Origin of the sequence: Enterobacter sp. IF2SW-B1 (assembly GCF_001743375.1) — a bacterium.
In the GTDB taxonomy this organism is placed as follows: Bacteria; Pseudomonadota; Gammaproteobacteria; order Enterobacterales; family Enterobacteriaceae; genus Enterobacter; species Enterobacter bugandensis.
In genome coordinates this window covers 280,948-306,837 of sequence record NZ_MJAA01000005.1, presented here as the reverse complement: position 1 = coordinate 306,837, position 25,890 = coordinate 280,948, and the positions used below count along the sequence as shown (strand labels likewise).

General features: G+C 55.8%; 29 protein-coding genes, 1 tRNA gene and 2 rRNA genes. 14 read left to right on the top strand and 18 right to left on the bottom strand.

From position 1 onward, the window contains the following. Both A6013_RS13215 and rrf read left to right on the top strand, forming a co-directional pair. Positions 1 to 235: ribosomal RNA gene (locus A6013_RS13215) — 23S ribosomal RNA — on the top strand; the annotation flags it as partial. A gap of 65 nt (positions 236 to 300) precedes the next feature. After that, a 5S ribosomal RNA gene (rrf, locus tag A6013_RS13210) occupies positions 301 to 416 on the top strand. Between the two features lie 242 nt (positions 417 to 658). Here the strand turns inward: rrf and A6013_RS13205 are convergent. Then, positions 659 to 734: transfer RNA gene (locus A6013_RS13205), tRNA-Phe, on the bottom strand. A gap of 168 nt (positions 735 to 902) precedes the next feature. Here A6013_RS13205 and A6013_RS13200 point away from each other — a divergent pair. Then, positions 903 to 1,748: an AraC family transcriptional regulator gene (locus A6013_RS13200; RefSeq protein WP_041911503.1), complete on the top strand. Its 846-nt coding sequence runs from the start codon at positions 903 to 905 to the stop codon at positions 1,746 to 1,748. Positions 1,749 to 1,785: 37 nt separating this feature from the next. Continuing rightward, complete coding sequence (locus A6013_RS13195; protein WP_048999812.1) at positions 1,786 to 2,376, top strand: LysE family translocator; 591 nt, start codon at positions 1,786 to 1,788, stop codon at positions 2,374 to 2,376. Here A6013_RS13195 and A6013_RS13190 read toward each other — a convergent pair. From A6013_RS13190 to aspA, 5 genes are all read right to left on the bottom strand, one after another. Beyond that, entirely contained in the window at positions 2,373 to 2,948 is a 576-nt protein-coding gene (locus A6013_RS13190; RefSeq protein ID WP_028015225.1) for a transcriptional regulator, read from the bottom strand. The two genes, A6013_RS13195 and A6013_RS13190, sit on opposite strands and share 4 nt — an antisense overlap. Positions 2,949 to 2,997: 49 nt before the next feature. Further along, positions 2,998 to 4,707, bottom strand: a complete 1,710-nt coding sequence (locus tag A6013_RS13185; RefSeq protein ID WP_069733211.1) for a protein-disulfide reductase DsbD — start codon at positions 4,705 to 4,707, stop codon at positions 2,998 to 3,000. Next, positions 4,683 to 5,006 carry a divalent cation tolerance protein CutA gene (gene cutA / locus A6013_RS13180; protein ID WP_028015227.1) on the bottom strand — a complete coding sequence of 108 codons (324 nt, stop codon included), beginning with the start codon at positions 5,004 to 5,006 and terminating at the stop codon, positions 4,683 to 4,685. The genes A6013_RS13185 and cutA overlap by 25 nt, the downstream gene beginning before the upstream one ends. 113 nt (positions 5,007 to 5,119) lie before the next feature. Then, positions 5,120 to 6,421 carry an anaerobic C4-dicarboxylate transporter gene (locus A6013_RS13175; protein ID WP_008502949.1) on the bottom strand — a complete coding sequence of 434 codons (1,302 nt, stop codon included), beginning with the start codon at positions 6,419 to 6,421 and terminating at the stop codon, positions 5,120 to 5,122. Between the two features lie 116 nt (positions 6,422 to 6,537). Then, positions 6,538 to 7,974, bottom strand: coding sequence for an aspartate ammonia-lyase (gene aspA, locus A6013_RS13170; protein WP_003855923.1), 1,437 nt, complete (start codon positions 7,972 to 7,974; stop codon positions 6,538 to 6,540). Between the two features lie 335 nt (positions 7,975 to 8,309). Here aspA and A6013_RS13165 point away from each other — a divergent pair, with 335 nt between their 5' ends. Beyond that, positions 8,310 to 8,774, top strand: a complete 465-nt coding sequence (locus A6013_RS13165; protein WP_049138514.1) for an FxsA family protein — start codon at positions 8,310 to 8,312, stop codon at positions 8,772 to 8,774. Positions 8,775 to 8,805: 31 nt separating this feature from the next. Here the strand turns inward: A6013_RS13165 and yjeH are convergent, their stop codons facing one another. Beyond that, the gene (gene yjeH / locus A6013_RS13160) at positions 8,806 to 10,044 is read right to left on the bottom strand and encodes an L-methionine/branched-chain amino acid transporter (protein WP_069733210.1); all 1,239 of its coding nucleotides are present in this window, start codon (positions 10,042 to 10,044) and stop codon (positions 8,806 to 8,808) included. A 178-nt stretch (positions 10,045 to 10,222) separates the two neighbouring features. Here yjeH and A6013_RS13155 point away from each other — a divergent pair, with 178 nt between their 5' ends. Both A6013_RS13155 and groL read left to right on the top strand, forming a co-directional pair. Continuing rightward, positions 10,223 to 10,516: a co-chaperone GroES gene (locus A6013_RS13155; RefSeq protein WP_003855929.1), complete on the top strand. Its 294-nt coding sequence runs from the start codon at positions 10,223 to 10,225 to the stop codon at positions 10,514 to 10,516. A gap of 31 nt (positions 10,517 to 10,547) precedes the next feature. After that, positions 10,548 to 12,191, top strand: coding sequence for a chaperonin GroEL (gene groL / locus A6013_RS13150; RefSeq protein WP_023310114.1), 1,644 nt, complete (start codon positions 10,548 to 10,550; stop codon positions 12,189 to 12,191). 64 nt (positions 12,192 to 12,255) lie between these two features. On the opposite strand, the gene iadA is transcribed toward groL, so the two are convergent. The 3 genes from iadA to A6013_RS13135 are packed head-to-tail and all read right to left on the bottom strand — an operon-like array spanning position 12,256 to position 14,537. After that, complete coding sequence (gene iadA, locus A6013_RS13145; protein ID WP_069733209.1) at positions 12,256 to 13,419, bottom strand: beta-aspartyl-peptidase; 1,164 nt, start codon at positions 13,417 to 13,419, stop codon at positions 12,256 to 12,258. A gap of 10 nt (positions 13,420 to 13,429) precedes the next feature. Beyond that, positions 13,430 to 13,891, bottom strand: coding sequence for a YjiG family protein (locus A6013_RS13140; RefSeq protein ID WP_028015231.1), 462 nt, complete (start codon positions 13,889 to 13,891; stop codon positions 13,430 to 13,432). Then, the gene (locus A6013_RS13135; RefSeq protein WP_045261285.1) at positions 13,872 to 14,537 is read right to left on the bottom strand and encodes a nucleoside recognition domain-containing protein; all 666 of its coding nucleotides are present in this window, start codon (positions 14,535 to 14,537) and stop codon (positions 13,872 to 13,874) included. The genes A6013_RS13140 and A6013_RS13135 overlap by 20 nt, the downstream gene beginning before the upstream one ends. A 234-nt stretch (positions 14,538 to 14,771) precedes the next feature. On the opposite strand from A6013_RS13135, the gene A6013_RS13130 reads away from it, so the two are divergent. Continuing rightward, a complete protein-coding gene (locus A6013_RS13130; protein ID WP_014882205.1) occupies positions 14,772 to 15,125 on the top strand; it encodes a DUF4156 domain-containing protein in 354 nt (117 codons plus the stop codon). A 64-nt stretch (positions 15,126 to 15,189) separates the two neighbouring features. Here A6013_RS13130 and epmB read toward each other — a convergent pair whose 3' ends face one another. Next, entirely contained in the window at positions 15,190 to 16,218 is a 1,029-nt protein-coding gene (epmB, locus tag A6013_RS13125) for an EF-P beta-lysylation protein EpmB (protein WP_028015233.1), read from the bottom strand. A 40-nt stretch (positions 16,219 to 16,258) separates the two neighbouring features. Between epmB and efp the strand changes: the two genes are divergently transcribed. The 3 genes from efp (at position 16,259) to ecnB (ending at position 17,270) form a co-directional block, all read left to right on the top strand. Continuing rightward, positions 16,259 to 16,825 carry an elongation factor P gene (efp, locus tag A6013_RS13120; RefSeq protein WP_069733208.1) on the top strand — a complete coding sequence of 189 codons (567 nt, stop codon included), beginning with the start codon at positions 16,259 to 16,261 and terminating at the stop codon, positions 16,823 to 16,825. Positions 16,826 to 16,883: 58 nt separating this feature from the next. Beyond that, on the top strand, positions 16,884 to 17,015 hold the full coding sequence (locus tag A6013_RS13115; protein ID WP_028015234.1) for an entericidin A/B family lipoprotein: 132 nt from the start codon (positions 16,884 to 16,886) through the stop codon (positions 17,013 to 17,015). A 108-nt stretch (positions 17,016 to 17,123) separates the two neighbouring features. Next, positions 17,124 to 17,270, top strand: coding sequence for a lipoprotein toxin entericidin B (gene ecnB, locus A6013_RS13110; RefSeq protein WP_003855942.1), 147 nt, complete (start codon positions 17,124 to 17,126; stop codon positions 17,268 to 17,270). 40 nt (positions 17,271 to 17,310) lie between these two features. Here the strand turns inward: ecnB and A6013_RS13105 are convergent, their stop codons facing one another. After that, positions 17,311 to 17,910 (bottom strand): LuxR C-terminal-related transcriptional regulator, encoded by a 600-nt coding sequence (locus A6013_RS13105; RefSeq protein ID WP_069733207.1) that lies wholly within the window; start codon positions 17,908 to 17,910, stop codon positions 17,311 to 17,313. Positions 17,911 to 18,169: 259 nt separating this feature from the next. Here A6013_RS13105 and sugE point away from each other — a divergent pair, with 259 nt between their 5' ends. Next, positions 18,170 to 18,487 (top strand): quaternary ammonium compound efflux SMR transporter SugE, encoded by a 318-nt coding sequence (gene sugE, locus A6013_RS13100; RefSeq protein ID WP_006178944.1) that lies wholly within the window; start codon positions 18,170 to 18,172, stop codon positions 18,485 to 18,487. Here sugE and A6013_RS13095 read toward each other — a convergent pair. Next, entirely contained in the window at positions 18,484 to 19,014 is a 531-nt protein-coding gene (locus A6013_RS13095; protein WP_069733206.1) for a lipocalin family protein, read from the bottom strand. The two genes, sugE and A6013_RS13095, sit on opposite strands and share 4 nt — an antisense overlap. A 106-nt stretch (positions 19,015 to 19,120) precedes the next feature. Further along, positions 19,121 to 20,266, bottom strand: coding sequence for an ACT family cephalosporin-hydrolyzing class C beta-lactamase (gene blaACT, locus A6013_RS13090; protein ID WP_083264127.1), 1,146 nt, complete (start codon positions 20,264 to 20,266; stop codon positions 19,121 to 19,123). Between the two features lie 132 nt (positions 20,267 to 20,398). Here blaACT and ampR point away from each other — a divergent pair, with 132 nt between their 5' ends. Then, positions 20,399 to 21,274: a LysR family transcriptional regulator AmpR gene (gene ampR, locus A6013_RS13085; protein ID WP_060573542.1), complete on the top strand. Its 876-nt coding sequence runs from the start codon at positions 20,399 to 20,401 to the stop codon at positions 21,272 to 21,274. Between the two features lie 29 nt (positions 21,275 to 21,303). On the opposite strand, the gene frdD is transcribed toward ampR, so the two are convergent. Genes frdD through frdA form a run of 4 tightly spaced genes read right to left on the bottom strand, consistent with a single transcriptional unit; the run spans position 21,304 to position 24,597 of the window. After that, entirely contained in the window at positions 21,304 to 21,663 is a 360-nt protein-coding gene (gene frdD, locus A6013_RS13080) for a fumarate reductase subunit FrdD (protein WP_000609653.1), read from the bottom strand. Between the two features lie 10 nt (positions 21,664 to 21,673). Beyond that, a complete protein-coding gene (gene frdC, locus A6013_RS13075; RefSeq protein ID WP_028015239.1) occupies positions 21,674 to 22,069 on the bottom strand; it encodes a fumarate reductase subunit FrdC in 396 nt (131 codons plus the stop codon). Between the two features lie 10 nt (positions 22,070 to 22,079). Next, positions 22,080 to 22,814, bottom strand: coding sequence for a succinate dehydrogenase/fumarate reductase iron-sulfur subunit (locus tag A6013_RS13070; RefSeq protein WP_041911494.1), 735 nt, complete (start codon positions 22,812 to 22,814; stop codon positions 22,080 to 22,082). Then, entirely contained in the window at positions 22,807 to 24,597 is a 1,791-nt protein-coding gene (frdA, locus tag A6013_RS13065; protein ID WP_028015241.1) for a fumarate reductase (quinol) flavoprotein subunit, read from the bottom strand. Before frdA ends, A6013_RS13070 begins: the two co-directional genes overlap by 8 nt. Before the next feature lie 310 nt (positions 24,598 to 24,907). Between frdA and epmA the strand changes: the two genes are divergently transcribed. Then, positions 24,908 to 25,885, top strand: coding sequence for an elongation factor P--(R)-beta-lysine ligase (epmA, locus tag A6013_RS13060; protein ID WP_041911493.1), 978 nt, complete (start codon positions 24,908 to 24,910; stop codon positions 25,883 to 25,885). Positions 25,886 to 25,890 lie beyond the last annotated feature (5 nt).

Here is a 25,890-nt window from a genome sequence, read left to right as displayed (position 1 = left end):
AGTGGACGCATCACTGGTGTTCGGGTTGTCATGCCAATGGCACTGCCCGGTAGCTAAATGCGGAAGAGATAAGTGCTGAAAGCATCTAAGCACGAAACTTGCCCCGAGATGAGTTCTCCCTGAGACTTTAAGTCTCCTGAAGGAACGTTGAAGACGACGACGTTGATAGGCCGGGTGTGTAAGCGCAGCGATGCGTTGAGCTAACCGGTACTAATGAACCGTGAGGCTTAACCTTACAACGCCGAAGCTGTTTTGGCGGTGAGAGACGATTTTCAGCCTGATACAGATTAACAGAATTTGCCTGGCGGCTTTAGCGCGGTGGTCCCACCTGACCCCATGCCGAACTCAGAAGTGAAACGCCGTAGCGCCGATGGTAGTGTGGGGTCTCCCCATGTGAGAGTAGGGAACTGCCAGGCATCAATTAAGAAGAACCCCGTACCGTAAGGTGCGGGGTTTTTTGCTTTGTGCGCCGGAAAATACCGGGTGGCGGCTTCGCCTTATCCGGCCTACAGGTTTTGCAGGCCCGGTAAGCGCAGCGCCACCGGGAAATGCTAACCGCACGATCTTACCGGGAAGAGATACAGGGGTATAAATAAGGTAAGGTTTTGATGAACGCAGAAAAGCAAAAACCCAGCCATAGGCTGGGTTCTTTAAATAGTGGTGCCCGGACTCGGAATCGAACCAAGGACACGGGGATTTTCAATCCCCTGCTCTACCGACTGAGCTATCCGGGCAACGGAGCGCATTAAACCGCAATCGCGTCTTATCGTCAACATTATTTCAGGAAAAGCTGTTCAACTGCTTAAGTTTGCGGCAATCTGTACGTTTTCACCGTGAAAATGCACAAATCTTCCAGACAATACCGGGCCGTGCGGCAATGCTGATGACAACAGGAGGGCAGTATGGCAAACGACTGGCTTGAGCTCCGTCAGCATGCGGATACCGGCATTGAAACGATTAAAGCGCACTTCGAAGGCCATGCCTTCGATCCCCACTGGCACGATAGTTATCTGGTCGGGATTACCCTTTCAGGCACCCAGCAGTTTCACTGTCGTCGCGAACGCCACCGCAGCCATCCTGGTGATGCGTTCTTACTGGAGCCGGGTGAAATTCACGACGGCGACGCGCCTGTGGAAGGAGGCTTTACCTATCTCACCTTCTATCTTGACGAGCAGTGGCTGACGCGTACCCTCCGTGGATTATATGAAGCCACGCCGGATCGCTACTCGCTTCACTTTGCTCAAACGCTAACGCGAGAACCTCAGCTGGTCCGTTCTATCGGCGAGACGTTTAACGCGTTGCATAGCGATGAGATGAAAATTGTTCAGCAGAGCACAATGGATAAGCTGCTCTCTCAGATCACCTCCCATTGCCACTGGCGTAAGAAACTCCCGTCGCAGCTACAGAGCGCTGCCGTGGCGCACCGCGCACGCGACTATCTTTATGCGCATATCGGCGAGAACGTGGGGTTGTCAGACCTTGCGCGCGAGACGGGCACGGATCGCTTTACGCTGACGCGCTGTTTTAAGCGCGAGTTCAACCTGGCACCGCACGCCTGGCTTATTCAGCTGCGTCTGGCAAAGGCGCGACAGCTGCTGGCGCACGGCGAACAGCCTGTTAATGTGGCTACAGCGCTCGGTTTTGCCGACCAAAGCCATCTGGGACGCTGGTTCCAGCGTGCATACCGCATTTCCCCTGCCCACTACCGCCGGTTGTGCACAAACCTTCCAGACGTTTCCAGAAAATAGCGGCACAGTAATGGCTCTAACAAAAAAGGAGCCATCTGTGAGTCTGATGCCTTATCTGCTGTTTGCCTTTGTCGCGTCGATAACGCCCGGCCCGACGAATATCCTCGTTCTCACTAACAGCCAGCACTTTGGCGTGAAAAACACCATTCCCGCCATTATGGGGGGATGTATTACGGCGAGTCTGATTGTGCTGATATCGGGTGCCGGCGCCGGGGAGGTGCTGCGTCAGTTTCCTCTGATACGCCAGGCAATGAGTTGGGCGGGCGTGCTGTGGCTAACCTGGATGAGCTGGCAACTGTATCGGGCGCCTGCGGCGAATCTTTCTGAGAAGACGCCTCATCGCTTCACCGCGCAAGCCGCAGCGCTGCTGCAGATGGTGAATCCGAAAACGTGGATGATGGCGCTGGCAGTAGTGAGTCTTTTTGCTCCCGCGAGCATTCATCCGTTAAGAGATATTGCACTGATGGCGCTATGGTTCTTACTGATTTCTGTGATGTGCCTGATGTGCTGGGCGTGGCTGGGGAAGGCGGTAAACCGGGTGTTTCGCACCACCGTGGCGATGGTGCGGTTTCAGCGCCTGATGGCGCTATGTTTGCTCGTCTCCGCCTGGGCGGGCATGCTGGTCTAGGTTAACGCCCCGCCCATACGACACTGGGCAAAGCGCAGAATGTCTTCCGCCAGGCGGTGCGCCGTATCCACATCGGCCTGGCTACGGTTCACCAGCATGCGGCTCAGACAACCCTCCAGTACGAGCTCCATCTGCTTAGCGACCATTGCCGGGTCATCCACTTCAAGCGTTGTCAGCAGTTCGTGGGTGAAGTCATGCGCCGCACGTTTTTGCTGATCCGCCAGCTGGTGTATTGGATGGCCAGGATCGGGATAAAACGTACAGGCAGCAATAAACAGGCAGCCTGGATAACGATTGTTGCTGACGCACTCTGTCAGGGCGGTGTAGCGCGCTAACAGTTTTTGCTCAGCGGTCAGCTCTTCATTCAACATTAGCTGCCTGCGCCAGATATCCACCTGCTGGCTAAGATAGCGTAGGGCATCATAAAGCAGCGCCTCTTTATCCGGCCAGAAGCGCTTAAGCTCATCCAGAGGGTAATCGATACGGTCGGCTACCATCTCAAGCGTGGTGCTGGCGATCCCTTGAATCTCAAGTAGTTGCAGGGCTTGTCCCAGTACGTCTTCGCGTTGCACGGTTATCTCCTCCGCTATTCCCAACGGTATGTCCCGTCTAAAGTGTTGTTTACGGTTGGCGATTGCGCAAATGCGCGCTGAATGCCGGTGCGTCCATAAACCCGGTTACACGCTGTTCTGGCAGCTCTTCCCCCTGCTCATTGAAGAACAGAATGGTTGGCAGCCCGAGTACGGTAAGGTGTTTAAGCAGGGCCTTATCCTGCGTATTGTTGGCTGTGACGTTTGCCTGAAGGAGTACCGTCTCTTTCAGGGCATTTTGCACCTGAGGATCGCTAAAGGTGTATTTTTCAAACTCTTTGCAGGCAACACACCAGTCGGCATAGAGGTCGAGCATCACCGGTTTGCCTTTTGCCTGCGCCAGCGCGCTGTTGAGCTCATCGACGTTCTTAACGTGTATAAAGTTTAAATGTGCCTGCGTCTGGCCCACAGGCGAGCCGAACGCCCAATCCTGAAGCGGGCGCACGCTCACCAACGCGGCGGCGAGCAGGAGAATTTGCACCAGACGCATCCACGCTTTTTTTGCCCCCAGGCTGACGATAAACGCCCAGGAGAAGAACGCCACGCCGAGCATGGCCCACAGGCGCAAACCCCACGCGTCACCCATGATGCGCTCCAGCAGGAACACCGGGAGCGCCAGGATGACAAAACCGAACGCGGTTTTCACCGTCTCCATCCACGGGCCGCTCTTCGGCAGCAGACGATTGCCAAACACCGTCACCAGGATCAGCGGTAGGCCCATGCCGAGCGCGTAGAGGTACAGCGTGCCGCCGCCGAGCCACAGGTTGCCGCTCTGGGCGATGTACAGCAGGATAGCGCTCAGCGGTGCTGTAGTGCAGGGGGAACAAATCAACCCGGCGATGGCGCCCATTGCAAACACGCCGCCCGCAGAGCCACCCTGCTGGCGATTGCTCATCAGCGTTAAGCGGGTTTGCAGCGAAGAGGGCAGCTGAAGCGTGAACAGGCCAAACATCGACAGCGCAAGCAGAATAAATACGGCTGACAGGCCGATTAGCACGTAAGGGTGCTGAAGCGCTGCCTGGAACTGCAGTCCGGCCGCGGCGACCACGAGGCCGAGCGCGGTATAGGTGAGCGCCATGCCCTGCACATAAATAAAGGCCAGGAGCAGCGCCCGGGCGGTAGAAAGACGCTGTTTGCCGCCCAGAACAATCCCGGAGATAAGCGGGTACATCGGCAGGACACAAGGGGTAAAGGCAATGCCGATACCAATCAGTAAGGCCCAAAGTGCTGAGAACGGCAGATCGGAAGCAGCTTTGGCTTCGCCTTCATCCCTCACCCTGTCCCTCTCGCCTGAGGGGAGAGGGGAGGCAGCCGCTTTAACTTCAGTAAGCGGAACGACCTTCGTTTCAGGGGGGTAGCAGAAGCCCGCGTCGGCACAGCCCTGATACGTAACCGTCAGCGTGGCATCTTTATCCGCCTGATTCACCGTGACGGGCACGCTTAAGCGCTGGCGATAAATTTCACTTTTACCGTAGAACTCGTCCTCATGCCATTCGCCAGCGGGCATCTGCAATGCGCCAACGTTAGCCTTTGCCGGCGTGATGCTGACCTGCTTGCGGTAGAGGTAGTAACCCTCTTTCACCTGCCAGGTCAGATTGAGATCGTGCTGGTTTTGCTGAAAGTCGAAAATGAACGCCTGGTCGGCGGGAATAAAGTTCGAACGGCCGGGCGCGTCAAACAACCCGGCAAATACTGACGTGCTGCACAGCAGCAGGATCAGCGTAAAGAAGCGTTGAGCCATGAGAGATAGTCGTTATCGCCGTGGACCACTGGCAGCACCAGCAGCTCCGGGGTTTGATAAGGATGATGAGACTTGAGGCAGTCAAGGAGCGCCTGCTGATTCGCCAGATTGGTTTTGAGCAACATCTGGACTTCATACTCCTGCTCCAGCTTGCCTTCCCAGTAATAAAGGGAGGTCGCGCCGGGGAGCAGCGTGACGCAGGCTGCCAGTTTTTCGGCCAGCGCTTTGGCGGCGAGATCCTGGGCAGAGGCTTCATCAGGGGCGGTACAAAGTACGACAACAGCATCAGGCGTGTTCACAAGTCGACCTCCTCATCACGAAAGTCTTCACTATATCACGCCATGCGATTGGTCATTAATGAAACGGGCCGCAGAGCGGCCCGATTTTAACTATTTTTACAACGGCTAACCGTTTACAGCACAATGCCGCCAATGATAAAGCCGAGGACGACGCAAAGCGTAATCGCCACCACGCCCGGGATCAGGAACGCGTGGTTAAACACGTACTTACCGATGCGGGTTGAGCCGGTATCGTCCATCTCAACCGCGGCCAGCAGGGTTGGGTAGGTTGGCAGAACGAACAACGCAGAAACTGCTGCAAAAGAGGCAATCGCCGTCAGCGGCGTCACGCCCAGCATCAGTGCCGCAGGCATCAGCGCTTTGGTGGTGGCAGCCTGAGAGTAAAGCAGCGTCGCGGCAAAGAACAGTACCACCGCCAACAGCCACGGGTAGTTGTGAAGCAGGTCGCCGGCAACGGTCTGGATATCGCTGATGTGTGCTTTCACGAAGGTGTCACCGAGCCACGCCACGCCCAGTACGCACACGCAGGCGCTCATACCGGATTTGAAGGTGCTGGCGTTCAGCACTTCGCTGGTGTCGATTTTACAGGTGATGCTAATCAGCGTGGCGATGGTCAGCATGAATACCACAATCGCTTCGTTACGCGGCAGCACCGGGTTCTGGATCAGCCCCACGGTGTCGCTGATGGCGGTCGCGTAGAACATCACGGCGACGATACCGATCAGGAACAGCAGCACGGAGCGTTTCGCGTGCGGCTTCAGCTCGAAGACCTGGCTACCGCGCAGGCTCACTTCACCTTTTGCCAGACGCTCCTGGTAAACCGGATCGTCTTTCAGCTCGGCACCCAGGAAGTTACACAGCACTGCGGTAATCATCACCGCAATCAGCGTGACTGGAATACAGATCGCCAGCAGCGTCAGGTAGCTCACGCCCATCGGCTCAAGGATACCCGCGAAGAAGACTACGGCGGCTGAGATTGGCGACGCGGTGATCGCAATCTGCGACGCCACCACGGCAATAGAAAGCGGACGAGACGGGCGGATCCCCTGTTCTTTTGCCACCTCGGTGATCACCGGCAGCGTGGAGAACGCCGTGTGGCCGGTTCCCGCGAGAATGGTCATAAACCAGGTCACCAGCGGGGCAAGGAAGGTGATGTATTTCGGATGGCGGCGCAGCATGCGCTCCGCCAGGCTCACCAGGTAGTCCATACCGCCCGCCACCTGCATGGCCGCAATAGCGGCAATAACCGCCATGATGATTTCGATAACGTCAAAAGGGATTGCGCCGGGTTTAATCTGAAAGATAAGGGTAAGTACGAGCACCCCGAGACCGCCGGCAAAACCAATGCCGATACCCCCGAGCCGCGCGCCCAAATAAATCGCCAACAGGACGATGACGAGTTCTGCTCCAAACATAAAGACCTGCCTTGCTTATTAACAAGTTGATATTGAATTGTTGTATTTAGGTAACGCCTAAAAAGAAAAAAGGCACGTCACAAGTGACGTGCCTTTCGGAAGCCTAGCCTGAACTGTTACTGTTCGCTTTCATCGGTATATCGTTTCGCTTTATATGCCGGATGCATCAGGTTCTGGGCCGAGAAGATATCGTCCAGCTCGGCTTCGGTCAACAGTCCACGCTCCAGCACGACTTCACGCACGCTCTTACCGGTTTCGGCGCAAATCTTACCAACGATGTCACCGTTGTGGTGGCCGATGAACGGGTTGAGGTAAGTAACGATCCCGATGGAGTTATAAACATAGCCTTCACAGACTTCTTTATTCGCGGTGATGCCGTTAATGCATTTTTCCAGCAGGTTGTAGCAGGCGTTAGTCAGGATGTGAATGGATTCAAACATCGCCTGGCCAATCACCGGCTCCATCACGTTCAGCTGCAGCTGACCGGCTTCGGAGGCCATGGTCACGGTGGTGTCGTTACCGATGACTTTGAAGCAAACCTGGTTCACCACTTCTGGCACTACCGGGTTAACTTTGGCTGGCATAATGGAAGAACCCGCCTGCAACTCTGGCAGGTTGATTTCGTTCAGGCCAGCGCGCGGGCCGGAGGAGAGCAGGCGCAGGTCATTACAGATTTTGGACAGTTTCACCGCCAGACGTTTCAGGGCGCTGTGTACCATTACGTACGCGCCGCAGTCGGATGTGGCTTCAATCAGGTCTTCCGCAGGCACCACCGGCAGGTTAGACACTTCCGCCAGCTTCTGAACCGCCAGCTGCTGATAGCCATCCGGGGTGTTCAGACGCGTACCGATGGCGGTGGCGCCCAGGTTCACTTCCAGCAGCAGCTCGGAGGTGCGCAGCAGGTTTTTGGTCTCTTCGTTCAGCAGCACGTTAAACGCGTGGAATTCCTGACCCAGCGTCATTGGCACCGCGTCCTGCAGCTGGGTACGGCCCATTTTCAGAATGTCCTGGAACTCAACGGCCTTACGCTGGAAGCCATCGCCCAGCTGGTTGATCGCGTCGACCAGTTTGACCACGGAGGCATACACCGCGATACGGAAGCCGGTTGGGTAGGCGTCGTTGGTGGACTGGCATTTGTTAACGTGGTCGTTCGGGTTGAGGTACTGGTATTCACCTTTCTGGTGGCCCATCAGCTCAAGGCCGATGTTTGCCAGTACTTCGTTGGTATTCATGTTGACGGAGGTACCCGCGCCGCCCTGATAGACGTCAACCGGGAACTGGTCCATGCATTTGCCGTTGTTCAGCACTTCATCGCAGGCAGCGATAATCGCATTTGCCGCGCTTTTAGGAATGGTTTGCAGCTCTTTGTTCGCCAGCGCTGCGGCTTTCTTCACCATCACCATGCCACGGACAAACTCAGGGATATCGCTGATTTTGCTGTTGCTGATGTAGAAGTTTTCAATCGCTCTCAGAGTGTGAACACCATAGTAGGCATCCGCTGGAACTTCCCTGGTACCCAACAAGTCTTCTTCGATACGAATGTTGTTTAACATGTGAACCTTCTTTTCAAGCTGCCGATGGATTGTACTAAACACACAACATATATGTGGTTTTGAATATTTTCTGACCGACGATTATTCCCTCAATCGGCCAGATGTTCGAGATCATATGCTGATGATAGCGAATTGCCGTAAGCTGGATCACTTATTATCGACCCGATTCCATGATAATTATTAATCTGTGAAATGTGTCACCGCTTTAATATTTCCGAAAAAAATATCCGTGCAAACCGATTGAATTTTGGCTAACCGTCTCCATCTCTTACAGACGCGTGACGCGAACACATTCAGACAGGGGCCAGATGGCACCTGCCACACAGGAGATGCCAGTGCGCTGGATACCGTTTATTGCTTTCTTTCTCTATGTTTACATTGAGATTTCTATTTTCATTCAGGTAGCTCACGTGCTGGGCGTCCTGCTGACGCTGATTCTGGTGATCTTCACCTCCGTCATCGGCATGTCGCTGGTGCGTAATCAGGGTTTCAAAAATTTCCTGATAATGCAGCAGAAGATGGCCGCAGGCGAAAGCCCGGCAGAAGAGATGATCAAAAGCGTGTCGCTGATTATTGCTGGCCTGCTGCTGATCCTGCCGGGGTTCTTCACCGACTTCCTCGGCCTGCTGTTGCTGTTGCCGCCGGTGCAGAAGCACCTGACCATGAAGCTGCTGCCGCACCTGCGCTTCAGGCGCATGCCGGGCGGCGGGTTCAGCACAGGGCCAGGCGATACCTTCGAAGGGGAGTATCAGCGCAAGGATGAACAGCGCGACCGTTTAGACCATAAAGACGATCGATAATTTTTTTGCCCGGTGGCTTCGCTTACCGGGCCTACGGATTTTTCCGCTTCGGTAAAAACGCCCACAGCCCCGCCAGCATGACGATGGCGTACGCACTCTTCCATCCCACCATCGCCAGCAACAGCAGGCACAGCACGCCCCCGACGACCGCCAGGGCTTTATAGCGACCTTTCAGCAGACGACAGCCCGCCAGCATGCACAGCAGGTAGATCATGATGAAAATACCGTTGGCGTAGATAATTAGAGCATCGAGGTTGATGTCGAGAAGATAAATACCCAGCGAGCTCAGGACGCAGCAGCCGAGCACGGCATTCAGCGCATTCATAGGGAGTTGACGTTTAGACAACCGCGCGAGGCGGCTCTCAGGTTTGTAGCGCGCCTGTGACCACACCAGACGGGCGAAGCTCTGGATATAAATGTTGAGGCTGGCAAAGCAGGCGAGATAGCCAATCACACAGGCCACCCATAGCGCCTTCACGCCGAAAAGTTTAACCACGATACCCGGTAGCGATGCGGCGGCGGCTTTATCTTCGCCGAACGCGTTGAAGTGCAGCACCAGCACGGTACAGGCCCAATATACGGTGCCCGCCAGCAGTAAGCCAATCATCAGAGCGCGGGGAAAATCACGCTCGGGCTGTTTAAACTCGGATGCCAGGTGAGCGAACGCTTCAAGGCCAACAAAACACCAGAACATGACGGATAACGCAGCGAAAAGCTGTGAATGGTCGATATCGTTTATCGCAGGGAAGGGGATATCTGCTACGGTAATGTTACCCGCAAACCAGATGGCGACGATCAGCACGACGATCAACACTGCAACCAGCGTTTGCAGATTCGCGCTTGAACTGGCTCCGCGCGAGCCCACCCACCAGACGATCGCCAGCGTACCCAGCTCAGCCAGCAGCAGTTGTTCGTCGTGCCAGCCAAACAGCGCCTGTCCAAAGCCGGTGGCGATATGCAGGGCTGCCGGAAGGCCAACGGGTATTACCGACAAAAACAGCCAGCCGGTCACACGCTCCATGCGCGGACCAAACGCCATGCCGACAAAATGCGCTACGCCGCCCGCGCTGGGGAAGTGCCGCCCGAGTATGGCAAACACAATCGCCACCGGGAACACCAGCAGGATCAGCACCGGCCATGCCCAAAGACTGTTATTTCCGGCGACCAGCGCCGCCAGTGCCGGTACGGCAAACACGCCGGTACCTAACAAGGAAGTTGAAAGCAGGCCAACGCCCTGCGCCAGCCCCAGCTCCTGCCTGAGTCCACTCATTTACCTTGCCCTGCCACCATCAAAAGAGAGTGGATGGTAACACTTTCGCAAATTTTTTTTCGATTCCCCCTTGAAGGGGTAAAAAGCTATCCCCATCTCTCAGGGCACTAGTCGGAAAACCGCATGCGGGCCGGCGTCATCCATAACTGATAATGACTTTCTCAAAGGAGAGCTATCAATGAGTATTCGTCCGTTACATGATCGTGTGATCGTCAAACGTAAAGAAGTTGAAACCAAGTCTGCTGGCGGCATCGTTCTGACCGGTTCTGCAGCAGCCAAATCAACGCGTGGCGAAATCATCGCTGTCGGTAAGGGCCGCATCCTGGAAAACGGAACTGTGCAGCCGCTGGACGTTAAAGTTGGTGACATCGTAATTTTCAACGATGGCTACGGCGTGAAATCCGAGAAGATCGACAATGAAGAAGTGTTGATCATGTCCGAGAGCGACATTCTGGCAATTGTTGAAGCGTAATTTACGCACGAGAATTTGAGGAAATAAGAACATGGCAGCTAAAGACGTAAAATTCGGTAACGACGCTCGTGTAAAAATGCTCCGCGGCGTAAACGTACTGGCAGATGCAGTTAAAGTGACCCTGGGCCCGAAAGGCCGTAACGTAGTGCTGGATAAATCCTTCGGCGCGCCAACCATCACCAAAGATGGTGTTTCCGTTGCACGTGAAATCGAGCTGGAAGACAAGTTCGAAAACATGGGCGCGCAGATGGTGAAAGAAGTTGCCTCTAAAGCGAACGACGCTGCAGGCGACGGTACCACCACCGCGACCGTACTGGCGCAGGCTATCATCACTGAAGGCCTGAAAGCCGTTGCTGCGGGCATGAACCCAATGGATCTGAAACGTGGTATCGACAAAGCTGTCGCATCCGCTGTTGAAGAACTGAAAGCGCTGTCCGTACCGTGCTCTGACTCTAAAGCCATTGCTCAGGTTGGTACTATCTCCGCTAACTCCGACGAAACCGTAGGTAAACTGATCGCTGAAGCGATGGATAAAGTCGGTAAAGAAGGCGTGATCACCGTTGAAGACGGTACCGGTCTGGAAGACGAACTGGACGTGGTTGAAGGTATGCAGTTCGACCGCGGTTACCTGTCCCCATACTTCATCAACAAGCCAGAAACTGGCGCTGTTGAGCTGGAAAGCCCGTTCATCCTGCTGGCTGACAAGAAAATCTCCAACATCCGCGAAATGCTGCCAGTGCTGGAAGCCGTTGCGAAAGCAGGCAAGCCGCTGGTTATCATCGCTGAAGATGTTGAAGGCGAAGCGCTGGCGACCCTGGTGGTTAACACCATGCGTGGCATCGTGAAAGTGGCTGCGGTTAAAGCACCTGGCTTCGGCGATCGCCGTAAAGCAATGCTGCAGGATATCGCAACCCTGACCGGTGGTACCGTGATCTCCGAAGAGATCGGTATGGAGCTGGAAAAAGCGACCCTGGAAGACCTGGGCCAGGCGAAACGCGTTGTGATCAACAAAGACACCACCACCATCATCGACGGTGTGGGTGAAGAAGCCGCTATTCAGGGCCGTGTTGGTCAGATCCGTAAGCAGATCGAAGAAGCCACTTCCGATTACGACCGTGAAAAACTGCAGGAGCGCGTAGCGAAACTGGCTGGCGGCGTTGCGGTAATCAAAGTTGGTGCGGCGACCGAAGTTGAAATGAAAGAGAAGAAAGCACGCGTTGACGATGCCCTGCACGCGACCCGTGCTGCGGTAGAAGAAGGCGTAGTTGCTGGTGGTGGTGTCGCGCTGGTGCGTGTAGCCGCTAAGCTGGCTGGCCTGACCGCTCAGAACGAAGACCAGAACGTGGGTATCAAAGTTGCGCTGCGCGCAATGGAAGCTCCTCTGCGTCAGATCGTGTCCAACGCCGGTGAAGAGCCGTCTGTGGTTGCGAACAACGTGAAAGCGGGTGAAGGTAACTACGGTTACAACGCGGCAACTGAAGAATACGGCAACATGATCGACTTCGGTATCCTGGATCCAACTAAAGTGACCCGTTCTGCTCTGCAGTACGCGGCATCTGTAGCTGGCCTGATGATCACGACCGAGTGCATGGTAACCGACCTGCCAAAAGGCGACGCGCCTGACTTAGGTGCTGCTGGTATGGGCGGCATGGGTGGAATGGGCGGCATGATGTAATCATGTTGTTCTGAACCTCTCAGAACGAACCCCGGGCAGAAATGTCCGGGGTTTTTTATTGCCGCTACTCAAATGTTCCCTTCACGCATGCTGCGCCTTCGCGCACCATCTGGCGGCCTTTCGCCCAGACCTCGCGGATCTTCAGGTCATCCGTCAGCACCAGGAAATCGGCATCGCATCCGGGCGCGAGCCGCCCCTTATGCTCCAGCCCGAGAAACTCCGCTACGTTACGCGTAAACGGCAGAAGCGCCTCCTCCAGCGGCAGGTGATACCGGCTGACCAGTTGCTGCAGCGTCTGAGGCAGAGATTCGAACCCGGCTACACCAATGCCCACCAGATTACCGTTCGCGTCAAAATTCGGTTGGCTGCCGTTACCGTCCGAGCTGAGCGTAAGCCGGTTAAACGGCACCTGCGCTTCACGGGCCGTCGCGATGGCGGTGGCGGCATCAATGGGCTCACTGATGCTGGTGGTGATGTCGATATAGCCCCCATCGCGGGCATAATCCAGCGCGGCGAGGAACAGCGCCTGGTCGCGGTTAACGTGGGTTGGCAGCAGCTTCGTGCGGGGCACGTCGGCGTTTTTCAGGATGTTAAGCAGCGGCTCCAGCAGCTTCGGGCTGTTGCCGAGGTGAAACACGGATATGCCCGCTTTAGCGCCCAGCAACCCGCCGACGCGCGACTGGGCGGCCATATTCGCGAGCTGGTCATCCGCTGGTGCGGAAGAGCGATGGTCGGAAATCGCGCATTTCACGCCGATGATTTTATCAATCAGCGCCACATCCTTTTCGATGCTGCCGGTAATCGTCGGAGAAGGCAGCCCGTATGCGCCTGTCAGCATCCACGCGCTGATCCCTTCATGCTCAAGCGCCCGCGTTTTTGCCAGCAGAGATTCGGGATGGCGGGTCACGCCGTCGGTACCCAGCAGGCCAACTACGGAGGTGATGCCCGCCGCCACCAGCGCGGACAACCGTACCTCCGGCGTCCGGGTGTGCGGACCGGCTTCACCGCCGCCGCCGATCAGGTGTACGTGCTGATCGATAAAGCCCGGGCAAACCACCGCCCCGGCGAGATCGGTTTCAGGACAGTTAAGCCGCATTGCTGCGCGATCCGTTTTTTCAATCGCGATGATTTTTCCCCCGGCGATCAGCAGATCGCAACGTCCCTGATCCTCCGGCGCGTAAAGGTGCACATTGCGGAAAAGATGGGGTTCCAGCACTGAAAAATCCATTTTTATCTCCTCAGAAGAGTAGCTGCATTACCCACATTGAGAGCAGGGCGTTAATGACGCAGACGGTAATGATGTGTGGATAATACTTCGGGTTAACGCCTGCGGTGCCCAGGCAGCGGCCGGTGTTTTGCACCGGATTGCCCATCAGATAGATGGCGGGCAGCAGAACGGTGGCATCGTGGCCGTTGAGCGTGCCGGCAGCCACCAGGCTGGCGCAAACCCCCACGCCACCCCCCATACTCATCACCGAGGCCAGCAGGACCGTTGCCGCCGCGCCCGGAAGCCCCCACAGGGCCATAATCGGCTCGCAAATATTACCAACGATATCCAGCAGGCCGGTCACCTTGAGCGCCTGAATGATGACAAACGCCATAACCACGTTCGGCAGCAGGCTGGTGGTGGCGATGGTAAATCCTCGGCGGGCGCCATCGATAAACATGTCCATGATATTTTTACGCGGCTGGGCGATCATTTTTTTCCTCCTGAATACGACGATCTTCCATGTGAGCGATCCACAGACGCAGGAGGTTCGCGCCAACAAATTTAAACATCAGTATGACGGCCAGCGGCGTGATTACCGGGACGGTAATAAACGTGAAGAGTGCGGCGCCGGAAGAAAAATAGTTGGTAATGATGGCGCTACCGCTGGTCTGGAAGGTGGCGAAAATGGCGCGCTCGCGATCGGTAATAGCCCCTTCGTCGGTCAACTCTTTGGTCATCCCTGCTGCGGCATCGGTATTTTGCAGGTTGGCGATGAGGGCCAGAGAGCAGACGCCCGGTACGCCAAGCAGTGGGCGCAAAATGGGCGTCATCAGCTGTTGCGCGGCACGCAGCCCGCCCAGCCCCTCGGTGACGGCAATGATCCCGAGCGATAAAATGACCGAAGGCGCCAGTTCAAGGGCAAACAAGAAACCGTCTTTCGCCCCCGTGCCGCCCTCACCGCGAAACGTGAGCGCGCCGTTCACCGGACCGAAGCTGCCGTTTAGGACGGTAAAATCCAGCACGCGCCACCATTCGGTACTTTTGGCGAAAAAGCCTGAGAAAAATACGATGGTGAGCACAAACGCCAGATAGCCCACCCATGTTACCTTTTCCTCTCCTGAGGATGATGCACTCATGAAACCCCCTGTTTTAATCGCGTACAAAAGTTGTACGTCGCAACACTAAAAACGATCGAGGGCTAAAACACGATATCCCAAAGGGCATTATCAGAATTCATTTAAGATGTCGGAGGAGTGATGTACGGAATCCGGCTCGCAGAAATGCGCGGGGATTTTTCTTTTAGTCATCTTTTAGGTATAAGATTTACACACGGACAATTACTGTCCAGCTTATTGAAAACGAGGAATAACATGCGCGTAAAAGTCTGTGCAGGGATCGTAGGAGCAGCGTTGCTGCTGGCGGGTTGTAGCTCCAGCAATGAACTGTCGGCAGCGGGCCAGGGCGTTCGCTTTGTGGAAGATAAGCCAGGCAGCGAATGCCAGCTGTTAGGCACAGCCACCGGTGAACAAAGTAACTGGATGTCGGGTCAGCACGGTGAAGAAGGCGGCTCTATGCGCGGCGCGGCGAATGCCTTGCGTAACCAGGCTGCTGCAATGGGGGGGAACGTGATTTACGGCGTGAGCAGCCCGACGCAAGGAATGCTTTCCAGCTTCGTGCCAACGGCCAGCCAGATGAGCGGCCAGGTCTATAAGTGCCCGAACTGAGTTTACTTGCTGATGGCGCTGCGCCCCACCTCGTAGGGCAGGTAAGCGTAGCGCCACTTGCCTTTTAGCGCTGCCGCAGTTGCAAATCCAGCGGCGTCTTACTCGGCTCTCCGCCAATCTCGCGTGCCAGCTTCGGCACCATATAACCTGAAACCAGCGTTAACAGCTCGCGCATAATTTGTCGGGCTTCCTCATCCGTCACCATGAAATGCGCCGCGCCCTGCACGCGATCCAGTACGTGCAGGTAATAGGGCATCACGCCTGCGTCAAACAAGGCATTGCTGAGATCGGCCAGCACCCGGGCGCTGTCGTTTACACCGCGCAACAATACGCTCTGGTTGAGCAGCGTCACGCCCGCCTTACGCAGACGCGCCATCGCCGCGCGAAATTCATCGTCGATCTCGTTCGCGTGGTTGATATGGTTTACCAGCAGCACCTGTAGACGTGACTGCTCCAGGCGCGTGACCAGGGCGTCGGTAATACGCGCCGGGATGACGATCGGTAAACGGCTGTGAATGCGCAGACGCTTAATGTGCGGGATGGCTTCAAGCTGCGTCAAAAGCCAGTCCAGTTCATGATCTTTTGCCATCAGCGGGTCACCGCCGGAAAAAATAATCTCATCCAGCTCTGGATGGGCGGCGATATAGTCCAGCGCAACCTGCCAGTTGCGCTTATTTCCCTGGTTTTCGGCATACGGGAAGTGCCGACGGAAGCAGTAACGACAATTTACCGCACAGCCGCCTTTTACCAGCAGCAGGGCGCGATTGAGATATTTGTGCAGTAAACCCGGCACCACGCTGTTTTGCTCTTCCAGCGGATCGGTGCTGTAGCCCGGCGCTGTAATAAACTCATCCTGCGACGTAAGGGTTTGTTTTAATAAAGGATCGTCAGGGTTGCCTTTTTCCATGCGCGCAACAAACGCGCGGGGAACACGCAGGGCGAAAAGTCGCTTTGCCTCACGGCCAGCAAGCAACTCCGGGTGCTGATCGAGGTCTAAAAGACGCAGCAATTCATCAGGACTGGTGATTACATCGGCAAGTTGCGATAACCAATCTTCTCTGGATGGGGTGTTTAGGGTTACAATATGCGCCATTTTGTGGCTTAGCTACCAGTTAACAAATTTAGAGGGCCTTATGGCAACGTACTATAGCAACGATTTTCGTGCTGGTCTTAAAATCATGATGGACGGCGAACCGTACGCGGTTGAAGCCAGCGAATTCGTTAAACCAGGTAAAGGTCAGGCATTCGCACGCGTTAAGCTGCGCCGCCTGCTGACCGGCACCCGTGTTGAGAAAACCTTCAAATCTACTGACTCCGCTGAAGGCGCTGATGTTGTCGATATGAACCTGACTTACCTGTACAACGACGGTGAGTTCTGGCACTTCATGAACAACGAAACCTTCGAGCAGCTGTCTGCTGACGCGAAAGCGATTGGCGATAACGCGAAGTGGCTGCTGGATCAGGCTGAGTGCATCGTGACCCTGTGGAACGGCCAGCCTATCGCCGTTACCCCACCAAACTTTGTTGAGCTGGAAATCGTTGAAACCGATCCAGGTCTGAAAGGTGACACGGCGGGTACTGGCGGCAAGCCAGCAACGCTCTCCACCGGCGCTGTGGTGAAAGTACCGCTGTTCGTACAGATCGGTGAAATGATCAAAGTGGATACTCGCTCCGGCGAATACGTATCCCGCGTGAAGTAATTTACGTCATGATTCGAGGCGCAGCGCCCGCTGCGCCTGATTTTTGCAGGCAGGGATGATGAAACGTACCGTTAAAATTCTGCTTCTGTTAGCGCTCTCCAGCGTACTGCTTTCCGGCTGTAACACCGCTCGTGGCATGGGGGAAGATATCCAGGACCTCGGTCATATCATTTCTCACGCAGCCAGCTAAGTCCGTCTAATTTTCCTAAAATTGCTTCCTTTTCCGTCAATCGGCGGGATCTTGTCTATTCTTAAGTTGCTATACACAAAACAACTTTGGCTATAAAAGGAAGATATTATGGTTAAGAAAACAATTGCAGCGATCTTTTCTGTCCTCGTGCTTTCCTCCGTGTTGACTGCATGTAATACCACCCGCGGCGTAGGGGAAGATATCTCCGACGGTGGTAACGCGATTTCTGGTGCAGCAACTAAAGCTCAGAACTAATGAAGCATGGACGGTACGGCACGTGAGTTTCACCGTACCGTCAATTCTCTGCTTCCTGCAGGGATAAAAACGGTGAAAAGCGTGTATCCATATGCAGCTTCATGCGGATATTGCGTTTATAGGTATAAACCGTTTTTCCGTTAATGCTCAGGTGAGCGGCTATCTTTTGGTTGCTCGCGCCGTCCATCCATAACGTCAACACTTTCTCCTCCTGTCGTGTCAGCAAGGGGGCGGCCACCGTCGGGCGGAACGTGCTTGCGCGCGAAATTAACGCGTCATTTATAACCGTCGCGATTTCCTCAAGAGGGGCATTTTTCATTAGCGAAGACCAGACCGGGAAGTTCCCGAGCCAGGTCGCCAGGTCCTTGTCCTCTCCCGATTGCAGCATAATAAAAGGTAATTTTTCGCTGGCATTCAGCAAAGAAGAGAGTTGCTGGAAATGGTGAATATCCTGCCTGAAACCATGCAGGTCAGCGATGACCAGCTCAGGTTTCCATTGCAGAATGTGCTCCCTGGCGAGGAATAGATTGTTCAGCCCGGTCACAACGTAGTGCCCCGGGAACAAACCGGAATGATTGAGCCATGCTTCAAACCCGGTGCGGGTGAAGTGACAACGGTCAATCAAAAGAATCTTGAACATATTTTATTCGCAGTCGGCTAGTGGTTTGGCTTCCTGCCATCAGAAAGCACATCATCATAGAGAAGTCCGATGAGCTATAAATGCCTGAACTCCGCGCCATACTGCGGCTATTTCTGGGCTTAACGCGTTCATCAGAAAATGATTGAAAAAAAATCGCACGCTAACCAAAATATGGGGTGTTATCTGCCTTGCGGGACGACCCGTAAGCGCTTCCTTCATCGGGGACGGCCCCAACTGTTTTTAAGTTAAGGAGCCCGAGATGTCCTGGATTATTCTCTTTATTGCTGGTCTGCTCGAAGTGGTATGGGCGATTGGTCTCAAGTACACCCACGGATTTACCCGCCTGACGCCCAGCGTTATTACCGTTACGGCGATGATCGTGAGCATTGTTCTGCTATCGTGGGCAATGCGTTCTCTGCCCGTGGGAACGGCCTATGCCGTCTGGACGGGGATCGGTGCCGTAGGCGCGGCGATTACCGGCATTCTGCTGCTGGGTGAGTCAGCGAGCCTGGCGCGCATTGCCAGCCTCGCTCTGATTGTTGCCGGTATCATTGGGCTGAAGCTCAGTACCCATTAACGGGGCTGTTTTACCCAAATAAGTTTCGACACATCAAACCCCTGTCGGGTCGCGACGTCCAGCATCTGCTGTTTCATTTCTGACGAAATAGTTGGCGTGCGGGAAAGTATCCACAGATAGTCGCGATCCGGCCCGCAGACCAGCGCGTGACGGTACTCTCTGTCGAGCGCTATCACGTTATAGCCACCATAAAACGGGCCGAAGAAAGAGACTTTGAGCGCGGCCCGTCGCGGGTCGCCAGTGAAATAGGCTTTCCCGACCGACTGCTGCCACATCTCACGATCGGGATTATAGCCCCGGTTGATCACCTGAATACCGCCATCATCCATTGGGCTGTAATTAGCAGTAACCTTCTCTAAGCCCTGCTCAAACCGATGGTCGAGGCGCGCGATTTCATACCATGTTCCAAGGAAGCGTTGTGCATCAAAAGGCGTGACGACGGTAACGCCATGAGGTGGGGTAGGGGAACTGCAGGCCACCACTAAAAACGCGGCTGTCACCGCGGCGATAACAGGCAAAATGCGCATAGGAGTTTCCTTACTGTTTTTTTGTTAAGTGTAGATGACGGCAAGGAAAATGTGGTTTTTGTGCGGTGTGTTTCGCCGGGTAAGCGCAGCGCTACCCGGCAATGTTTTACTGCAGCGCGTCGAGGATACGGTATGCCGCCTCAACTCGCGCCGGGTTCGGGTAGCTTTTATTCGCCAGCATCACAATGCCGAGCTGCTTTTCAGGAATAAAGGCCACGTAGCTGCCAAACCCGCCGGTGGAGCCCGTTTTGTGCACCCATGAGGCCTTAACCGGGGGAACGGGTGGACTCACTTCTCTCGCAGGCAACGGTGCCAGTGCCACCTTGTTATCACTGCCTCCGACGACGGTTTTGGCATCGACCGGCCAGTTAAGCATCTCCCAACCTAACCCCTGATACATGGCACCCACGCGCCAGTAGCGAGACTGCGCCAGCGTAATGCCTTGCTTCAGGGACGAATCCTGCAGTGCGTCAGGGGCCATATTGGCCATCACCCAGCTCGCCATATCCTGCACGTTGGTTTTCACGCCATATGCCTCTGCGTCCAGCATGCCCGGTGAAACGTGGACCGCTTTACCGTCACGATATCCCCAGGCGTAATGCGTCTCCTCCGCTTTCGGGACGTTAATCCAGGTATGATCCAGCTTGAGCGGCTTAAAGACCCGCGTCGTCATGGCCTGCTCATAGCTCATGCCGGAAGGTTTGACCGCCAGCGCGCCAAAAAGACCGATGCTGGAGTTGGCGTAAAGACGCGTTGTGCCCGGCTTCCACTGAGGCTGCCAGTTTTGATAGAAGCGCAGCAGGGAAGCGTTATCTGTGACCTCATCGGGCACCTGTAAAGGCAGGCCACCGGCGGTGTAGGTTGCCAGATCCAGCATGCGAATCCCTTGCCACTGCTTGCCGGTCAGATCAGGCCAATATTTGGTTACCGGATCGCCCAGCGAAATTTCGCCGCGGGCAATAGCATCGCCCCCCAGCACGCCGGTGAAGGTTTTACTTATAGAGCCCAGCTCGAACAGGGTTTGCGGGGTGACGGGTTTGTTCGCCGCGATATCGGCCTTTCCAAAGGTAAAGTAGCGTGGCTGGCCCTGATAAATCACGGCCACCGCCATGCCTGGAATACCCTGCGCTTTCATCAGGGGCGTAACGTTGCGTTCTACCACGTCAGCCAGCTGTTTTTCCGACATCGGCGCGGCGAGTACAGAGCAGGATGTGCTGAGCAGCAGGGCGCAGCAAAGGAATTTTTTCATCATCAATTATCTTCCATAATAGCAGGTTAAGGGAGGGTCCGGGCCCGGCAGACCGCTGTAGTCTGTTGGATTTGACTATGGCTGACAAACGGTTAAATTTAGCATGAGCTGTTAATTTTTCTAACGGATGGAACAATGACCCGCAGCTATCTTCCGCTTAATTCGCTTCGCGCCTTCGAAGCGGCCGCCCGGCACCTCAGTTTTACGCATGCCGCGATAGAGCTGAACGTCACCCATTCTGCCATCAGCCAGCACGTTAAGGCGCTGGAGCAGCATCTGAATTGCCAGCTGTTTGTCCGCGTCTCGCGCGGCCTGATGCTGACAACCGAGGGGGAAAATCTGCTGCCGGTGCTGAATGATTCATTCGATCGTATCGCCGGAATGCTGGATCGCTTTGCCAGCCAGCGCGCTCAGGAGAAGCTAAAAATTGGCGTAGTAGGAACTTTCGCCACGGGTATCCTGTTCTCCCAGCTCGCGGACTTTCGCCGCTGTTATCCGCATATCGATCTTCACCTTTCCACCCATAACAACCGCGTCGATCCGGCTGCTGAAGGGCTTGATTATACGATTCGCTACGGCGGTGGGGCGTGGCACGGCACCGAGGCGCAATTCCTGTGCCCTGCGCCGCTGGCGCCGCTTTGCTCGCCCGAAATCGCCGCCGTGCTCCAGTCTCCGGCCGACATCCTGAAGTTTACCCTGCTGCGCTCTTACCGACGCGACGAATGGTCGGCGTGGATGCAGGCGGCAGGCGAGCATCCTCCGTCGCCAACGCACCGGGTGATGGTGTTTGATTCGTCTGTCACCATGCTGGAAGCCGCACAGGCAGGTATGGGCATAGCCATTGCGCCTGTCGATATGTTTACCCATTTGCTGAACAGCGAGCGCATCGTGCAGCCGTTTACAACGCAAATTGATCTGGGCAGTTACTGGTTAACGAGACTGCAGTCGCGGGCTGAAACGTCCGCAATGCGTGAATTTGCCCAGTGGCTGGTGGGAAAGATGCAGAAATAAAAGGCCCGCCGGATGGCGGGCCAGAAGCGTCAGATAGTGACAACGGCAATCAGCGTCACCACGGTCAGGATGGTTGCCAGCCCGTAGAACACCCATTTACCGCTCGGCACATGGATTTTCAGGTCATGCATCGCATGGTGAATGCGGTGCAGGCCGCACCACAGCGGCAGGACGATCATCAGGAAGATGAACACGCGGCCAATAAAGCTGCTCGCAAACGCCAGCACGCGCTCGTAGCTCAGCGCATCGCCCGGAAACAGCCCCAGCGGCAGCATAATGCCGACCAGCAGGATGATCACCGGGGCGATGATGGCACTCCACATGCCGCCTGCGCCAAACAGGCCCCAGAAGACCGGCTCGTCTGAACGTTTTGGATTTGGATTGATCACAGTAGTCTCCTTACCAGAACAGTGCGACAAACAGAATGACAACCGTGACCAGGATCGTCACTGCCCATAGCCCTTTAATGACTGGCTCCGGCCCCATTTTTTCGTCTTTAATGATGATGTTTGCCGCTTTTGGCGCCAGTTCAAACCAGGTTTTGGTATGAAGTAGCGCCGCCGCGAGCGCGATCAGGTTCAGAACCACGATGATTGGGTTTTGCAGGAAACCGACAAAGTTCGCCCAGGTTTCCGGCCCGTGTTTAAGGGCAAAAACGCCATACATTAACTCAAGGCTGAACCAGACCGCCGGTACCGCCGTGCCTTCACGCAGCATATAGAAGCGATAAAACGGCAGGTTTTTCCACCAGGTGGACGGCACAGGCCGCACGTAGGCTTTGCGTTTAGTCGTCATCATGCACTCCTTAGCGTGGTTTCAGGGTAGCGATAAGAAAGTCTTTCGAGCTTTCCACTTTACCCTGCTGAATTGCGGCGGCCGGGTCGACGTGCTTCGGACAGACTTCGGAGCAGTAGCCCACAAACGTACAGGTCCAGACGCCGTTCTGGCCGTTTAGCTGCGCCATACGTTCTTTTTTGCCGTGGTCGCGGCTGTCTTCGTTATAGCGGTGCGCCAGGGTAATGGCGGCCGGGCCGATGAACTCCGGGTTCAGGCCAAACTGAGGACAGGCGGCGTAACACAGGCCGCAGTTGATGCAGCCGGAGAACTGATGGTATTTCGCCATCTGCGCCGGCGTCTGGGTGTTCGGCCCCTGGTCCGGCGTGCGCGGGTTGCCGATGATGTACGGCTTAATCGCTTCCAGGCTTTCGATAAAGTGGGTCATATCGACCACCAGATCGCGCTCGATTGGGAAGTTGCCCAGCGCTTCAACCTTAATGCCCTTGGTGTAGTCACGCAGGAAGGTTTTACAGGCCAGCTTCGGTACCTTGTTGACCATCATGCCGCAGGAGCCGCAGATCGCCATGCGGCAGGACCAGCGGTAGCTCAGGTCCGGCGCCAGGTTGTCTTTGATATAGCCGAGCGCATCCAGCAGGGAGGTTTGCTCGTCATAAGGCACTTCGTAGAAAGCGCTGTGGGGGGCGGTATCCACTTCCGGGTTGTAGCGCACCACTTCAACTTTCAATTTTTGCATCTCAGCCATTCGCCTTCTCCTTCTTCTCGGCGGCTTCTGCTTCTGCGCCATACACGCGTTTAGCCGGTGGCAGCGTGGTGATTTTCACGTCGCTGTAGTCCAGACGCGTGGTGCCATCCGCATCGCGCCAGGCGAGAGTGTGTTTCAGGAAATTGACGTCGTCACGTTCGGTGCAGCCTTCGTCCAGACGCTGGTGGGCGCCGCGAGACTCTTTACGCGCCAGCGCAGAGTGCGCCATACATTCCGCGACGTTCAGGCCGTGGCCAAGCTCGATGGTATAGAGCAGGTCGGTGTTGAAGACGCTGGAGGTATCGGTGATGCGCACGCGTTTGAAGCGCTCCTGAAGCTCCGCCAGCTTGTCGACGGTTTTCTGCATCAGTTCCGGCGTACGGTAGATACCGCAGCCTTCTTCCATCGACAGGCCCATCTCGTCGCGGATCTTTGACCAGTTCTCGTTGCCTTCCTGGTTCACCAGATCCTTCAGGCGTTTTTCAACGTCAGTGACCTGCGCATCCAGCGCTGCACCGTTTGCTTCGCCTGCGGTCGCCGCACGCTCCATGGCGCGCTCGCCCGCCATGCGGCCAAAGACGACCAGCTCTGCCAGCGAGTTAGAGCCCAGACGGTTGGCACCGTGCAGGCCGACGGAGGAACACTCACCCACGGCGAACAGCCCTTTAATGCGGGTTTCACACTGCTGGTCGGTTTCAATCCCGCCCATGGTGTAGTGCGCGGTTGGGCGTACCGGTATCGGCTCTTTCACCGGGTCGACGCCCACGTAGGCTTTTGCCAGTTCGCAGATAAACGGCAGACGCTCCAGCAGTTTCTTCTCGCCCAGGTGACGCAGGTCGAGATAGACCACGTCGCCGCGTGGCGTTGAGATGGTGTTGCCCTTGCGCCACTCGTGCCAGAAGGCCTGAGAAACTTTGTCGCGCGGGCCGAGCTCCATGTATTTGTTCTTCGGCTCGCCGAGCGGGGTTTCCGGGCCCATGCCGTAATCCTGCAGATAACGGTAGCCGTTTTTGTTGACCAGAATACCGCCTTCACCGCGGCAGCCTTCCGTCATCAAAATGCCGGAGCCCGGCAGGCCGGTTGGGTGATACTGCACAAACTCCATATCGCGCAGCGGCACGCCGTGGCTCAGCGCCATGCCCATCCCGTCGCCGGTGACGATGCCGCCGTTGGTGTTGTAGCGATAGACGCGACCCGCACCGCCCGTTGCCATCACCACCGCATTGGCGCGGATCTGGACGAGCGTGCCTTCCATCATATTCATCGCCACCAGGCCACGTGCATGACCGTCGTCGACCAGAATGTCGAGGACAAAATGTTCATCGAAGCGCTGAATTTGTGGGAACTGAAGGGAGGTCTGGAAGAGGGTGTGCAGCATGTGGAAGCCGGTCTTATCGGCGGCGAACCAGGTGCGTTCGATCTTCATGCCACCGAAGCGGCGGACGTTAACGCTGCCGTCCGGGCGGCGGCTCCACGGACATCCCCACTGCTCGAGCTGGGTCATCTCCGTTGGGCAATGGTGCACGAAGTAGTCAACGACATCCTGTTCGCAAAGCCAGTCGCCCCCTGCAACCGTGTCGTGGAAATGGTATTCGAAGCTGTCATGATCCTGCGCGACGGCGGCGGATCCTCCTTCTGCTGCCACCGTGTGGCTGCGCATCGGATAGACTTTTGAAATCAATGCGATTTTAGCGTTCGGGTTGGCTTGTGCCGCAGCAATTGCAGCGCGTAATCCAGCCCCGCCAGCGCCTATTACGGCAAGATCGGCTTGAAAAGTTTGCACGACATTCCTCCAGATTTTTGTTTTCCCGCAATGCGATGCACTAAAGGAAGTTCACCTGCCCGAACGGGCGATTGCGGAAGCGATTCCACTGCTCCTTTATGGGTATAACAGTATAACCGCGTAGATGTGAGGGAAATTTGACGTGTTCGATTTTTTTGCTGTTCTGTGCGGTGATTTATCATCGTGATTGATGAAATGCATCACAGAATAATCCACATAAATGAAATACGCGTTTTTACTGCGCAAAATTTGTCTCTGCCACTGCTAACGAGTAGACTTCGTGCCCTTGTCTGAAATCGGAGAAAAACTCATGAGCGAAACGGCCACCTGGCAGCCGAGCGCATCCATCCCAAATCTGTTAAAACGCGCCGCAATTATGACGGAGATCCGCCGTTTCTTTGCCGACCGCGGCGTCCTGGAGGTGGAAACCCCGTGCATGAGTCAGGCAACGGTAACGGATATTCATCTGGTCCCGTTTGAAACCCGTTTTGTTGGCCCAGGCCACTCCCAGGGCATGAATCTGTATCTGATGACCAGCCCGGAATATCACATGAAGCGCCTGCTGGCGGCGGGGTGTGGTCCGGTGTATCAGCTGTGCCGCAGCTTCCGTAATGAAGAGATGGGGCGTCACCACAACCCGGAATTCACCATGCTGGAGTGGTACCGCCCGCACTATGATATGTACCGCCTGATGAATGAGGTAGACGATCTGCTGCAGCAGGTACTGGACTGCTCAGAAGCCGAAACGCTCTCCTATCAACAGGCCTTCCAGCGCCATCTGGAAATCGATCCGCTGTCGGCGGACAAAGCCCAGTTGCGTGAAGTGGCGGCAAAACTGGATCTGAGCAACGTGGCGGATACCGAAGAGGATCGCGACACGCTGCTGCAGCTGCTGTTCACCTTCGGCGTGGAACCGCAGATTGGCAAAGATCGCCCGACGTTTGTCTATCACTTCCCGGCAAGCCAGGCGTCTCTGGCGCAGATCAGCACCGAAGATCACCGCGTGGCAGAGCGTTTTGAGGTTTACTACAAAGGCATCGAGCTGGCGAACGGCTTCCACGAGCTGACCGACGCGCGCGAACAGCAGCAGCGTTTCGAGCAGGATAACCGTAAGCGCGCCGCACGCGGTCTGCCGCAGCAGCCGATTGATGTTAACTTGCTGGAAGCATTAAAAGCCGGTCTGCCGGATTGCTCCGGTGTGGCGCTAGGCGTGGATCGTCTGGTGATGCTGGCGCTGGGCGCCGAGCAGCTGGGCGATGTGATTGCCTTTACGGTCGATCGCGCCTAAAGCAT